14 protein-coding genes are annotated in these 13,722 nt (G+C 64.4%); 4 read left to right on the top strand and 10 right to left on the bottom strand.

Annotation, left to right across the window (positions count from 1 at the left end; translation table 11 throughout):
* Nucleotides 1–8 precede the first annotated feature (8 nt).
* Nucleotides 9–329, top strand: coding sequence for a thioredoxin (gene trxA / locus FVF75_RS15995; protein WP_148379792.1), 321 nt, complete (start codon nt 9–11; stop codon nt 327–329).
* Nucleotides 330–484: 155 nt separating this feature from the next.
* On the opposite strand, the gene FVF75_RS15990 is transcribed toward trxA, so the two are convergent.
* Together FVF75_RS15990 and FVF75_RS15985 are read right to left on the bottom strand one after the other, a co-directional pair.
* Nucleotides 485–673, bottom strand: coding sequence for a hypothetical protein (locus tag FVF75_RS15990; protein ID WP_148379791.1), 189 nt, complete (start codon nt 671–673; stop codon nt 485–487).
* Nucleotides 674–797: 124 nt separating this feature from the next.
* A complete protein-coding gene (locus FVF75_RS15985) occupies nt 798–1,394 on the bottom strand; it encodes a L,D-transpeptidase (protein WP_148379790.1) in 597 nt (198 codons plus the stop codon).
* A gap of 172 nt (nt 1,395–1,566) precedes the next feature.
* Between FVF75_RS15985 and dalA the strand changes: the two genes are divergently transcribed.
* On the top strand, nt 1,567–2,079 hold the full coding sequence (gene dalA, locus FVF75_RS15980; protein WP_148379789.1) for a divisome-associated lipoprotein DalA: 513 nt from the start codon (nt 1,567–1,569) through the stop codon (nt 2,077–2,079).
* A 6-nt stretch (nt 2,080–2,085) separates the two neighbouring features.
* Here the strand turns inward: dalA and FVF75_RS15975 are convergent, their stop codons facing one another.
* From FVF75_RS15975 to FVF75_RS15955, 5 genes are all read right to left on the bottom strand, one after another.
* Nucleotides 2,086–3,297, bottom strand: a complete 1,212-nt coding sequence (locus tag FVF75_RS15975; RefSeq protein WP_148379788.1) for a class I SAM-dependent RNA methyltransferase — start codon at nt 3,295–3,297, stop codon at nt 2,086–2,088.
* Nucleotides 3,297–4,397: a CCA tRNA nucleotidyltransferase gene (locus FVF75_RS15970; protein ID WP_148379973.1), complete on the bottom strand. Its 1,101-nt coding sequence runs from the start codon at nt 4,395–4,397 to the stop codon at nt 3,297–3,299. Before FVF75_RS15970 ends, FVF75_RS15975 begins: the two co-directional genes overlap by 1 nt.
* A gap of 56 nt (nt 4,398–4,453) precedes the next feature.
* Nucleotides 4,454–5,053: a CoA pyrophosphatase gene (locus FVF75_RS15965; protein WP_148379787.1), complete on the bottom strand. Its 600-nt coding sequence runs from the start codon at nt 5,051–5,053 to the stop codon at nt 4,454–4,456.
* Entirely contained in the window at nt 5,037–6,026 is a 990-nt protein-coding gene (gene hslO / locus FVF75_RS15960) for an Hsp33 family molecular chaperone HslO (protein ID WP_148379786.1), read from the bottom strand. Before hslO ends, FVF75_RS15965 begins: the two co-directional genes overlap by 17 nt.
* Before the next feature lie 94 nt (nt 6,027–6,120).
* On the bottom strand, nt 6,121–7,389 hold the full coding sequence (locus FVF75_RS15955) for a PP2C family protein-serine/threonine phosphatase (RefSeq protein ID WP_246138113.1): 1,269 nt from the start codon (nt 7,387–7,389) through the stop codon (nt 6,121–6,123).
* Between the two features lie 151 nt (nt 7,390–7,540).
* Here FVF75_RS15955 and FVF75_RS15950 point away from each other — a divergent pair, with 151 nt between their 5' ends.
* Nucleotides 7,541–7,858 (top strand): Hpt domain-containing protein, encoded by a 318-nt coding sequence (locus tag FVF75_RS15950; RefSeq protein WP_148379785.1) that lies wholly within the window; start codon nt 7,541–7,543, stop codon nt 7,856–7,858.
* On the opposite strand, the gene ilvA is transcribed toward FVF75_RS15950, so the two are convergent.
* Nucleotides 7,848–9,095, bottom strand: a complete 1,248-nt coding sequence (ilvA, locus tag FVF75_RS15945; RefSeq protein WP_148379784.1) for a threonine ammonia-lyase IlvA — start codon at nt 9,093–9,095, stop codon at nt 7,848–7,850. The two genes, FVF75_RS15950 and ilvA, sit on opposite strands and share 11 nt — an antisense overlap.
* 127 nt (nt 9,096–9,222) lie before the next feature.
* Between ilvA and FVF75_RS15940 the strand changes: the two genes are divergently transcribed.
* Entirely contained in the window at nt 9,223–10,446 is a 1,224-nt protein-coding gene (locus FVF75_RS15940) for an argininosuccinate synthase (protein WP_148379783.1), read from the top strand.
* 7 nt (nt 10,447–10,453) lie between these two features.
* Here the strand turns inward: FVF75_RS15940 and FVF75_RS15935 are convergent, their stop codons facing one another.
* Entirely contained in the window at nt 10,454–11,335 is an 882-nt protein-coding gene (locus FVF75_RS15935) for a ribokinase (protein WP_148379782.1), read from the bottom strand.
* Nucleotides 11,335–13,590: an NADP-dependent malic enzyme gene (locus FVF75_RS15930; protein WP_148379781.1), complete on the bottom strand. Its 2,256-nt coding sequence runs from the start codon at nt 13,588–13,590 to the stop codon at nt 11,335–11,337. The genes FVF75_RS15935 and FVF75_RS15930 overlap by 1 nt, the downstream gene beginning before the upstream one ends.
* Nucleotides 13,591–13,722 lie beyond the last annotated feature (132 nt).

Raw genomic sequence — 13,722 nt, 5'->3', positions numbered from 1 at the left:
GCAATTTGATGTCCACCATATCCGTCACCGACGCCACCTTCGAAGAAGAAGTCCTGAAATCCACCGTTCCGGTGGTCGTGGATTTCTGGGCCGAGTGGTGCGGACCCTGCAAGATGATCGGCCCCGCCCTCGAAGAGCTGGCCACCCAGTACGGCGACAAGATCAAGATCGCCAAGGTGAATGTGGACGAGAACCCGCAATCGCCCGCGATGATGGGGGTGCGCGGCATTCCGACGCTGTTCATGTTCAAGGACGGCGAAGTCGTGTCGCAGAAGGTCGGGGCAGCGCCCAAGACCGCGCTCGACAGCTGGATTTCCGAATCGATCTGATTCGCCTGTCCAAGACAGAAAGACGCCCGAGGCCAGCGGCCCCGGGCGTCTTTTTTGTTTTCCGTCAGTCAGGTAAACAGATCAGGCAAAGAAAAACCCCGCCGTTTGGCGGGGCTTTCCTCGGTTGGGTCCGAAGACCTGACCGAATGTCTCGATCAGAGCAGCCAGATCGCAGCGGCAACGGCGGCGATGAACAGCAGCGGAACGATGATGCCGGCCGACGACGACGAGGTCGAGGTTTCGACAACAACGTGCGGCTCCATGATCGGCGGCGCAACGGTGCCGGCGTGAGCTGCGGTGGCGGCGAGAACGGCAACGGCCGAAACAAGCAGGACTTTTTTCATCTCAATCTCCAATTGTCTGTCCGACGCTCCGCGCCGGATCCAGGGTAGTTCTGTACCTCGTGAGCCTAGAAAACCGAACCGGCGGTTTTTTGCAACTGGATTCGGCTAAAACATCCTTGTGTTGTCAAATAAGCAACACCTGTGTCCCGACCTTGGTCAGCGCGAAAAGTTCTTCAATATGTTCGTTGTAGAGGCCGATGCATCCGTTCGACGACCGCCGCCCGATCTTGCGCGTGTCGTGGGTTCCGTGGATCCGGTAGTACTGCCAGCTCAGGTAGAGCGCATGGGTGCCGAGCGGATTGTCCGGGCCCGGCGGGATGTAGCTTGGCCATTCGGGATTTCGCGCCAGCATCGACGGTGTCGGCCGCCAGTCGGGGCCAACCACCTTGCGCACCACGCTGGTGCGTCCGCGCCGCGTCATCTCTTCGGTCAGCGGCACCGAGGTCGGGAACAGCTTGTAGATCGACGCGTCCTCGGACCAGTAGTGCAGACTCCGCGACACGGTATCGACCAGGATCACCCCGTTTCTGAGGTTCGAAAAATACGGCCGCCAGTCGAGCGCCCGAAAGCTCGACATGTTGCGGCGCACGATCTCGCGCTCGGCCGTCACGTATTCCGGTTCGCTCTGGGCCAGGGCGGGCGCAACCGCGCCACCGGCGGCGGCCAGCGATGTCGCAAGAAAGGTTCTGCGGTCAAATCCGCGCGTTCTCTTCGAATTCATTGGTCGTTCCAATCCTCGATTGATTGCTAACCTGACGCACTATATACGGCCGTGGCGCCGCGCTCGCAAATCAAACGGGCGTCACAACGGCGATTTCGGTCGGCCCGGCGGGTTGCAATACGCTCAGCGGCGCGCAAAATGATTTGGAATTGGTCGACTTCGGAAGGACACCATGAAACGCGCTTTTTCTCTGCTCGCGGTGCTCGTCATCACGCTGGCCGCATGCGCTGCGCCGGCGCCGGTCCAGCTTGGGCCGGACGGCAAGCCGCTGCCCACGGTTCACCGGATCTCGGCGTTCGAAAAAGACAAGATCACCTATCGCATGGTCGACAGCATCAACGAGTTGCGCCGCGCCGCCGGGGCACCGCCGGTCACGCTGAACGCGCAACTGACCGCCGCTGCTGCGACCCATTCGCGTGACATGCACATTCAGAACCGCGCCTGGCATTTCGGCTCGGACGGGTCGTCGCCACTCGACCGGGTTGCCCGCGTCGGATATTCCGGCGTAATGCTGGGCGAGAACATCTCGGAGACTTTCGAGACCGAGCTTGAGACGCTGGCCGCCTGGATGGAGCAGAAAGACACCCGCGACGTGGTGCTCGACCGGCGCGCGACCCAGATCGGCTTTGCCTGGTATCAGGAAGAAAACGGCAAGATCTGGTGGACCATGCTGATGGGCAGCTAAGCCCGTCTACCGCACGAACCGCGCCGCAAGCTCGACATGGGTCGACCAGCGAAACTGGTCGACCACCCGCACCCGGTCCAGCGAAAACCCCGCCTCGGCAAGCGTTCTTGCGTCGCGCGCGAAGGTCACCGGATTGCAGGACACCGCCGCGACCAGCCCGACCTTCGAGCGCGCGATCTCGGCCACCTGTGCTTCGGCCCCGGCGCGCGGCGGATCGATCACCACGGCGTCGAACCGGTCCAACTCATCAGGCAGCAACGGCTGGCGGAACAGGTCGCGCACCTCTGTCGTCACCTGTTTCAGCCCGCTGGCCATCCGCCACCCCGCGTCGAGCGCCCGGATCATCGCATCGTCGCCTTCCACCGCGTGAACCTCCGCGCGCGCGGCCAGCGGCAGCGCGAATGTCCCGCATCCGGCAAACAGATCGACGATCCGCCTCGCCCCACTAACCGCCGCCTTGACCGAGGCGCAAAGCGCGCCCTCACCCGATTCGGTGGCCTGAAGAAACGCGCCTGGCGGCGGGACCACGAGAGCGGAGCCGAATCTCTGGACCGGGGGCGCGATCAACGCCACCGGTTCGCCGCCCCAGGTCAGGCGCGCCAGACCGTGTTCGCCAGCAATGCCCGCAAGCGTCGTTTCCAATTCGGCACTAAGCGGTTTGCCATCCGCGACGGCAACGTCCACCCCGGCCTCGCTCGCCGTTACCGTGAGCTTGATCTCGGACTTGCGCGATGTACCGGCGACGGTCAGCGCCTCGAAGGCCGGCACCGCCGCCATCAGACGCGGATCGAGCAGGACGCATCTGGGAATGGCGGTCAGATGATCCGATTTCGGCGCATGAAACCCGACCAGCGCGCCGGATTTCGTCCGCCGCCCCGACAGCACCGCGCGCCGCCGCGTGCCCGGTGGCGAGGTCGAAATACCTTCAACTGCATGCGGCAATCCCTGCGCGCGCAAGGCGGACTGAACGATGCCGACCTTCCAGCCGGCGACGAACCCGTCAGAAGCGTGCTGCAAGCTGCACCCGCCGCACGCGCGATAGTGCGGGCAAGGCGGTCGGACGCGGTTCGGCGAAGGGGTCAGGATTCGGGGAAGTTCGAGTCGGTCGCCTGTGATCTCACCCTCGACAACCTCACCGGGCAGGGTGCGCGGCACATAGAGCGGCCCCGGCGCGATACCGTCACCAAGATGTCCCAGGCGTTCGATCACGACCGGCATCAGCCGCGCCCCAGCAACGCGTCGCGCGACAGCGTGAACTCCGACGCGATCCAGCGATCCTCCAGCCTGCGCAGCTCCGCGCCCAGCGCCGGGCCTTGGAACTCGGGCATCAGGTCTTTCGGCGCGACCGGAAACCGGGCCGATGCGCCCAGGTTCAATCTTGCCTCGAGGTCATCGGGCAGGCCGTTACCCAACATCGCCGCGTTCAGCAACACAACGTCCCGCGCCGCACCCGCCCCCAGCCGATAGGCCAGTTCCTCCGGCTCCGCCGTGCCGCCCAGCGCATCGCGCAACCGGGCAAGGTCGCGCGCATCGGAGTTGGACAGGCGAAACCGCTCCTGATGATCGTCGCCGCCAAGGCTGGCCATGCGCCGCATCGCCTTGGGCGGCGTTTTCGACTGTTGTTCCAGATGCACCAGAGGTGCCAACGCGCCGGTCTCGGCGCCGGGCAGGACGCGCGCGAGCACACCCGACCGCGCCATCGCCGAAACCGCAGGCGCCGGGTCAGGGGCGGACAAGAGCTTGCACATCTCGGCGCCGACCCGCTCTCGCGACAGGGTGTCGAGACCGTCGGCCAGTTCCGACACCGCCGCCAATGCCTCGGGATCGAGCCCTTCGGCGGGGTCGCCATACCAGGCATGAAAGCGAAAGAACCGCAGGATTCGCAGGTAATCCTCGCGAATCCGGTCGCCAGCATCGTCGATGAACCGCACCCGCCGGGCGCGCAGGTCCGGAAGCCCGCCAAGCGGGTCCAGCACCGTCCCGTCTGCCCGGGCATAAAGCGCGTTCATGGTGAAATCGCGCCGTCGCGCATCTTCCTCGATGGTCCGCGCGAAGGACACGACCGCGCGGCGGCCATCGGTCTCGACATCGTGGCGGAAGGTCGTCACCTCGAACGGATGCCCTTCGACCACGACGGTGACGGTGCCATGCTCGATCCCGGTCGGGACCGGGTTGAACCCGGATGCCTCGGCCAGCGCCACCACCGTTTCCGGGGTGGCGTCGGTGGTCAGATCAATATCCGAAATCGGCGCGCCCAGCAGCGCATTACGCACGCAACCGCCGACGAAATAAGCCTGAAACCCGGCCTCCAGCAGCATCGAACACAGGCGCTGCGCCCCGGCGTCGTGCAGCCAGTCATCGGTGATGCGAACGCTCACGGCGCCAGTCTTTCGGCCAGGACATGCAGCATCCGGGCGGTGGCGCCCCAGATATAGTAGGGGCCATAGGGCACGGCATAGAACTGCCGCGGCCTGCCCCGGAAAATCCGCCCCTCGACCAGGTAGCGCGACCGATCAGCCACATGCGGGTAAGGAACGGTAAAGATCTCTTCGACCTCGCCCGCCTCGGCGACCGGCGAAAACCGGCCCTGCACAAGGCCCAGCACCGGCGTCACGCTGAACCCGGTGACGGTTTCGTGGCTTGGCAGGGTGCCGATGATCTCGACATTGTCGCGCGGCAGGCTGATTTCCTCTTCGGCCTCGCGCAGGGCGGCGGCCACCGCGTCGCTGTCGCCCGGATCGACCTTGCCGCCGGGAAAGGCGATCTGCCCGGGGTGGTGTTTCAAACCGGAGGCGCGCTTGGTCAGAAACAGCCGCAGACCGGTTGGCGTTTCTTCGAAGGCGATCAGCACGCCGGCCGGACGCAAGGTCCGCGGTGCCGGCCGAAACTCGGGTGCCAGATCGAAATCCGAGGTCGCCCCCTCATCCCCCGCGGCACGCCGCAGCGCGGCGATCTGGTCAGTCGTCCGTGTCACGCCGCGCCTCGGCCTCGAAGCCAAGCGTTTTCGGGTCGAACTCGTAGTGCGCACCGCAGAACTGGCAATCGGCGGTGACCTTGCCGTCCTCGGTGGTCATGTGGCCGATGTCCTTTTGCGAATAGATCGACAGGCTCCGGCGCACGCGGTCGCTTGAACACGGGCAACCGAACTGAAGCCGCGCAGGGTCGAATACGCGCGGCTCTTCCTCGTGAAACAGCCGCACCAGCAGTTGCGTCGGTTGAATATCGGGCCCGGTCAACTCGGCCTCGGTCACGGTTTCAAGATGCGCATTGGCGCGCGTCCAGCCTTCCATCTCGTCACCGTCCGTCAGGATATCCGCCGACGACAAAAGCCCCTGTTCCCCGCTCGCACCATCTTTTGCGACGAACGGCGAGGCTTTCGGCATTTTCTGCACCATGACGCCGCCCGCGCGCCAGCCGTCGGCCTTCTTGTCAAAGCTCAGCGCGAAGCGGGTCGGAAGCTGTTCGGATTGCGCGAAATAGGTCTGGGCACAATCGGAGAGCGTGGTTCCGGCAATCGGCGTCATGCCGGAATAGGGCGTCGTGCCCTCGCCCTGGTCGATCAACACCGCGAAATAGCCATGTCCGATCTGCGGAAACGGATCGGCCAGTTCGTCCAGCCGCTCTCTGTCGAAACTGGCATAGGCGCGCAGGCGACCCGGCTCGCCCGGGGCGTTCGGGGCGAAGTAGTCCGTTGCCACCAGCCGGGCCGGGCCGTCGCCGCGCACCTGCAGCGACAGTTTCCAGCGCAGTTTGATGGTCGGCCCGATCAGGGCGGTCAACAGCGTCGCCTCCGCCACCAGCCGTTCGATGGCCGGGGGATAGTCGTGCTGCGACAGGACTTCGTCGAGCACCCCGTCTAGGCGCACCACCCGACCGCGAATGTCGCTTCGGTCAAGCTGAAACGGCAAAACCGTGTCATCCCAGGCGATGCGTGATCCGATGCTCATGTGTTGCTTTCCCGTTGCGCTTTGGCCCCTCTACCGCGTCTATATGGGCAGGGCAACAGGCGGGGGAAACCCCCGGCAGGGCGCTATCGCGTCCCTATCGCAACGGGGCGCCACCGTGAAACGTGGCCATCGCGCAGGACAGGTCGTCGGCAAAATCGTGGCCCGCGCTGAACATGTCGAGATCCCAGACCAATGCTTCGAAAAAGTCATTGCCGATCAGTTCGGCATTGTCGGTGACGATCCTGGTCAGCCCGGCTTCGTCCAGCAGGACGCCATCCTCATCGGCACATTCCGTCAATCCGTCCGAATAGAGCAGCAACCGGTCGCCCGGCTTCAACGTCAGGCGCCATTGGTCATAGTCCGCGTTCTCGACCAGCCCGATCGGCAGGCCGCCCTGCCCGTGAAACTCCACCTGGCCATCCGCCCGCAGGATCGCCGGGTTCGGATGGCCGCATTGCGTGATGTCGACCACCCCGGTTTTCAGGTCGAGATAGCCCAGCACCAGCGTGAAGTAGATATCGGACTGCATCTCCTCGAGCATCAGCACGTTGAGAAGCGACGCGACCTCCGACGGGGGCCGCGCGGAAAAACTGCCGTCGGTTCCCCGTTCCAGCGCGATGTTCTGCTCGGGCGAGCCGTCCGAAAGATACCCGGCCAGCCGCGCGGTCAGCAGTGCCGAAGCGATGCCGTGGCCCGACACGTCGATGCCGAACAGCGCCACCTTGTCCGGTCCGGCACGAAAGAAACCGACCAGATCGCCCCCGACATGACCGCTTGGCTTGAGAAGCAGCGCGACGCTGGCCGATCCAAAATCACGGGATCGCTCACGCACCAGCGCCTGCTGCAATTTGCGCGCTTCGATCAGGTCGCGGTCGACCGCGTCATAGAGCGTCTGGATTTCCGATAGGGTTTCGCTGACCAGCCGGTTCTTGTCCGACAACTCCCGCTCCATCCTCAGGATGCGGTCGCCGGCGTTGATCCGGGCGCGAAGCTCTTCAGGATTGACCGGCTTGGTCAGGAAGTCGTCGGCCCCGACGTTCAGCCCCTGCGCCACCGCGCCCTTTTCGCTCTTGGAGGTCAGGAGGATGAAATAGACATAGCGGTCGCGGCTGTTGGCGCGCACCTGCCGGCAAAGCTCCAGCCCGTCCATGCCGGGCATCATCCAGTCCGACAGCACCAGGTCGACCGGGTCATGCCGGGTGATTTCCAGCGCCTCGCCACCGCTGGCCGCGCCCACAACCTCGTATCCCTGCCGCACCAGCGACGCGGTCAGGACCATGCGCTGCGCCGCCGAATCGTCGACGACCAGCACACGCCGGATCGCTGTGCGCGCAACCTCGGGCTGCGCCCGCGCTCGTGACACCAAACCCGCCACGCTGAACCCCTTGTTTCACCTCGCTTCTCCGCTCTCGTTATAGGCCCATTCCGATAACGTCCGGTTAAACCTCAAATTTTCCCCATCCCTTTACCGTTCTGCAATCGCCGGGTGCGAAACTGTGCGGATGGAGGCGGCGATGATCGACCTGGACAGGGTTCAACAGCTCAGGGATGAAATCGGGGAAGAGGATTTCCGCGAGGTTGCCGACCTGTTCCTGGCCGAGATCGACGAGGTTGTTGCCCGCCTGGAATCCGCGCCCGATCCGGCGACTTATGAGGTCGACCTGCATTTCATCAAGTCATCGTCCCTCAACCTCGGGTTTCGCAAGCTGTCCGAGTTGTGCCAGCACGGTGAGCGCGCGGCGGCGGATGGCGATGGCGCAAGCATCGCCCTGGCCCCGATCCTGTCGGCCTACCGTGACTCCAAGGCCGCGCTTGCCGAACTCACAGGATGAATTCCGCGACCGCTTCGTCGCCGGTGATATCGCGATAGGCAAAGCCTCCCGCGTTCAGCCGCTCGAACAACCGCGTGAAATTCTCGGGCGAGGCGGTTTCGATCCCGATCAGGACCGTGCCGAAGTTGCGCGCCGATTTCTTGAGGTATTCGAAGCGCGCGATATCGTCCTCCGGGCCGAGGGTTTCCAGGAAATCGCGCAGCGCGCCGGGACGCTGCGGCAGCCGCAGCAGGAAATACTTTTTCAGCCCGGCAAAGCGCTGCGCACGCTCCTTGACCTCGGGCAGACGCTCGAAATCGAAGTTTCCGCCGGAGGTCACGCAAACCACGCGCTTGCCGCGAATCGTCTCGGCCAGATCGCCGAGCACATCGACCGACAACGCCCCGGCGGGTTCCAGCACGATCCCCTCGACGTTCAAAAGCTCCAGCATGGTGCCGCAAACCCGATCCTCCGCCGCGGCATGAACATGGTCGGGCGGGACATCGCGAAGCGCGTCGAACGTCAACTCACCCACCCGCGCCACTGCGGCGCCATCGACAAAGGAGTCGACCGCCGGCAGCGAAACCGGCCTGCCGGCGGCAAGCGCCGCGGCCAGGCTGGCCCCGCCCGCAGGCTCGACATAGCGCAGCTCGATCCCCGGCGCCGTGGCGGCCAGATAGGTTCGGATGCCAGCCGACAACCCGCCGCCGCCAACCGGCAGGACAACGATATCGGGCACGCCGTCCATTTGCTCCAGCAACTCGACCGCCACGCTGGCCTGCCCTTCGATCACATCGGCATCGTCGAACGGGGCCAGGAAATGCCCGCCAGCCTCGACGCAATAGCTTTGGGCCGCGGCCAGAGTGTCGTCGAAATAGTCTCCGATCAGGCGGATCTTGACGTTGTCGCCGCCGAACACCCGCGTCTTGTCGATCTTCTGCATCGGAGTCGTCACCGGCATGAAGATCACGCCGGTCACGCCAAAGTGCCGCGCCGCAAAGGCCACGCCCTGCGCATGGTTGCCCGCACTCGCGCAGACGAACAGCTTTCGCCCGGGATCGACCTCCAGCACCTTGCGCATCGCGTTGAAGGCGCCGCGGATCTTGTAGCTGCGAACCGGGGTCAGATCCTCGCGTTTCAGCCAGATATCGGCGTCAAACCGCGCCGAAAGGTGTTCGTTGCGCTGCACGGGCGTCGGCGGGAACAGCGCGCGCATCTTGCGTTCGGCGACCAGCGCCCTGTCGTGAAAATTCTCCATTGCAAAGGTGTTGCGTGAATCCGGGGCCGGTTCAAGGTGTTCCCGAGACTGCCCGCCCGCAACGGCCCTTGCCGCCCCCGTCACCAGCCGATAAACCCGCGCGAAACCTGTAGATACGGAGTCTCTCATGTCCGCGCCGAAGAAAGTCGTGCTGGCCTATTCCGGCGGCCTCGACACCTCGATCATCCTCAAGTGGCTGCAAACGGAATACGGCTGCGAGGTTGTGACCTTCACCGCCGATCTGGGCCAGGGCGAGGAGCTGGAGCCGGCGCGCGCCAAGGCCGAGATGCTGGGGATCAGCCCCGACAACATCTTCATCGAAGACCTGCGCGAGGAATTCGTGCGCGATTTCGTGTTCCCGATGTTCCGGGCCAATGCGCTTTACGAGGGGCTGTATCTGCTCGGCACCTCCATCGCGCGGCCACTGATTTCCAAGCGCCTGATCGAGATCGCCGCCGAAACCGGGGCCGACGCCATCGCGCATGGCGCGACAGGCAAGGGCAACGATCAGGTCCGGTTCGAACTGGCAGCTTACGCGCTCAACCCCGACATCCAGGTGATCGCGCCGTGGCGGGAATGGGCGTTGTCCTCGCGCACCAAGCTCTTGGACTTTGCCGAACAGAATCAGATTCCGATCGCCAAGGACAAGCGCGGTGAAGCGCCGTTCTCGGTCGACGCGAACCTTCTGCACACCTCGTCCGAGGGCAAGGAACTGGAAGACCCGGCCAAGGACGCGCCCGACTACGTCTATCAGCGCACCGTCCATCCCGAGGACGCACCGGACACGCCGGAGTTCATCGAGGTGACATTCGAGCGCGGCGATGCGGTTGCGATCAACGGCGAGGCGATGAGCCCGGCCACGATTCTGACCGCCCTGAACGAATATGGCGGCAAGCACGGCATCGGGCGTCTCGACCTGGTCGAGGGCCGGTTCGTCGGCATGAAGTCACGCGGCATCTACGAGACCCCGGGTGGCACCATCCTGCTCGAGGCGCATCGCGGCATCGAGCAGATCACGCTCGACCGCGGGGCGGCGCATCTGAAAGACCAGATCATGCCGCAGTATGCCGAGATGATCTACAACGGCTTCTGGTTCTCGCCAGAGCGCGAGATGCTGCAAGCGCTGATCGACAAGAGCCAGGAGCATGTGACCGGGACGGTCCGGCTGAAGCTCTACAAGGGTCTGGCCCGCACGGTTGGGCGCTGGTCGGAGCATTCGCTCTATTCCGAAGCGCATGTGACCTTCGAGGACGACGCCGGTGCCTATGACCAGAAGGATGCCGCCGGGTTCATCAAGCTGAACGCGCTGCGGCTGCGGCTGCTGGCGGCGCGCAATCGGCGGCTGAAGTAACGCAGGCTCAGGGGTGTGACGCCAAGAGCGCGTCCACCTCGTCGCGCGCCGGGAAGGCATCGGCGGTGCCGCGTCGGGTGACCTTGATCGCCGCCGCCGCCGCGCCGAACCGCATTGCATTTTCGCGCGTCATGCCCTGATCCAGCCCGGATGCGGTATAGCCGAGAAAGCAGTCTCCGGCCCCGGTTGTATCGACCGGCTTGGCCGAAAACGCTGGAATAGAGACTGTTTTTCCCGAATAACGGTCGATCCAGTCCACCCCCGCTGCACCCTTGGTTATCAGGAGGTGATGCACCGGTATCCCGGTAACCTCGACGCCCAGCGCGCCGGAAAACTGAACTGCCTCGACCTCGTTCACGACCAGGATATCGGTGACCGGCAACATTGCCTCTGCCAGCCCCGGTTTGAACGGGGCGGCGGAATAGACCACCACCATGTCCCGCTGCTTGGCCGCCCGCGCCGCCGCTTCATGCAGGTTCGCTTCGTTCTGGATCAACAGGATATCGCCGGGCTTTCCGTGGTCCAAAGCCGAATTCAGCAACGTTAGAGACTGTTCGTGATTGGCGCCGCCGAACGTGACGATGGCGTTTTCGCCCGCTTCATCGACCACGATGACAGCATGGCCGGTCGCCTTGTCGGAACGCCCGACGAACTGCGTATCAACGCCGAATGCCTGCAACCGCTCCAACGCCCAGTTGCCTTCGGGCCCGACCGTGCCGATATGGCGCACGTGCGACCCGGCCAGGGCCGCCGCGACCGACTGGTTGGCGCCCTTGCCGCCCAGCCCGGTGTGATGCGCCGAGGCACCGATGGTTTCACCGGGGGTCGGCAGGTGGGTCACGGAATAGAAGTGGTCGAGGTTGATCGACCCGAAGCAGTAGACCGTCATCAGCCGACCTTGCTGGCGGCCAGCACCGCCATGTTCAGGATGTCGTTCGCGGTCGAGGTGGTCGAACAGATCTGGATCGGCTTGGCCACCCCCGCCAGAATCGGCCCGATCACCGTCGCGCCGGCCAGTTCCTGCATCAGCTTCACCGAGATCGCCGCCGAATGCCGGGCCGGAACGACCAGGATGTTCGCCGGTCCGGTCAGGCGGCAAAACGGATAATTGGCCATCACCTCGGGGTTCAGGGCGACGTCGGGCGTCATTTCGCCCTCATACTCGAAATCCACGCCGCGCCGGTCGAGCACTTCGGACGCGAGGTGCATCTTCACGGCGCGCTCGGACACCGGATAGCCGAAGGTCGAGAAACTGGCAAAAGCCACCCGCGGCTCAAGCCCCAGGTTGCGCGCAACGCCCGCCGCCCGCTCGGCGATGGTGGCAAGGTCTTCCTCGTCCGGCCATTCATGCACCAGGGTGTCGGCAATCAGAACGATCCGGCCTTTGATCAACAGCGCGGTGACGCCGACCGCGCCATACTCGGCCTTGGCATCAAAGACATGGTTGATCAGATCGAGCACATGCGCCGACTTGCGCGTAGCACCGGTGACCAGCCCGTCGCCATGCCCATGCGCCAACATCAGAGACGAAAACACATGCCGGTCGCGCGCCGCGAGCCGGTGGATATCGTGCCGGTCAAAGCCCTTGCGCTGCAAGCGTTCGTAAAGAAACGCCTTGTAGGTCGACAGGTGCTCGGTGTTCGCGGCGTTGACGATCTCGAGCTCGGCGACCGCATCGCCCAGCCCTGCGGCCTCGAGTTTTTCCTTTACGTCCGGCTCTCGCCCGACCACCAGCGCTTTGCCGAAGCCGTTGCGCTGATAGGCCACCGCCGCACGCAGCACGTGGGGGTCGTCCCCCTCGGCAAAGATCATCGTCGCCTGCGCCTGGCGGGCACGGGCGTTGAGCGAGCGGATGATCGAGGCAGTCGGGTCCATCCGGGCCTTGAGCGTGTTGGCATAGCGCTCCATGTCGATGATCGGCCGCCGCGCGGCGCCGGAATCCGACCCCGCCTTGGCCACTGCGGGCGGGATCGTGTAGATCAGTCGCGGATCGAACGGCGTCGGGATGATGTAGTCGCGCCCGAAGGTCAGCTTCTTTCCATAGGCAATCGCTACCTCGTCCGGCACATCTTGCCGCGCCAACGCGGCCAGAGCCTCGGCGCAGGCAATCTTCATCTCGTCATTGATCGCGCGGGCGTGGATGTCGAGTGCGCCCCTGAACAGGTAGGGAAATCCCAGCACGTTGTTGACCTGGTTGGGATAGTCCGACCGCCCGGTTGCAACGATGGCATCGGCGCGCACCGCGTGGGCCTCTTCCGGCGTGATCTCGGGGTCGGGATTTGCCATCGCGAAGATCACCGGGTCGGCGGCCATGCTTTCAAGCATCGCGGCCGTCACCGCACCCTTGGCCGACACACCCAGGAACACATCCGCTCCCACCATCGCCTCATCCAGCGTGCGCAGGTCGGTTTTCACCGCATGGGCCGATTTCCACTGGTTCATCCCCTCGGTGCGTCCCTGGTAGATCACGCCCTTGGTGTCGCAAACGATGCAGTTGTCATGCTTCGCGCCCATCGTCTTGAGCAGTTCGATGCAGGCGATTCCCGCCGCCCCGGCTCCGTTCAGAACGATCCGGCAATCCTCGATCTTCTTGCCAGACAGGTGCAGCGCGTTGATCAACCCCGCGGCACAGATCACGGCGGTGCCGTGCTGGTCGTCGTGAAAGACGGGGATGTCCATCTCTTCCTTCAGACGCTGTTCGATGATGAAACACTCGGGCGCCTTGATGTCCTCAAGGTTGATGCCGCCGAAGGTCGGCCCCATCAGGCGCACCGCGTTCACGAAGGCGTCGGGGTCTTCGGTGTCCAGCTCGATATCTATCGAATTCACATCGGCAAAGCGCTTGAACAACACCGCCTTGCCTTCCATCACCGGCTTGGAGGCCAGCGCGCCGAGATTGCCGAGCCCGAGAACCGCGGTGCCGTTCGATATCACCGCCACGAGGTTGCCCTTGTTGGTGTAGTCATAGGCGGTTTCGGGGTTTTCGAAGATGCGCTCGCAAGGCACCGCAACGCCCGGCGAATACGCCAGCGACAGATCGCGCTGCGTCGTCATCGGGACGGACGGCACGATCTCGAATTTCCCGGGAACCGGCTCGATGTGGTAGGACAGCGCTTCTTCCGGCGTGATTTTCTGTTTGGTCATGTGATCGGTCACTCCTCCTCGGCCTGCCCGTCTTAACGGTCGCACCCGGTCCGCTCAACTGATTTGCGGGGCGCACGGCCTGTCCGGTGACTTGCCTCCGTGCTCGCCCCTAGTATGGTGCCGCTGAAACGA

It is taken from the genome of Maritimibacter fusiformis (genome assembly GCF_008086115.1).
Lineage (GTDB): Bacteria > Pseudomonadota > Alphaproteobacteria > Rhodobacterales > Rhodobacteraceae > Muriiphilus > Muriiphilus fusiformis.
Note: the sequence above shows the minus strand (reverse complement) of the source record. Positions and strands in the feature narration are given on the sequence as shown.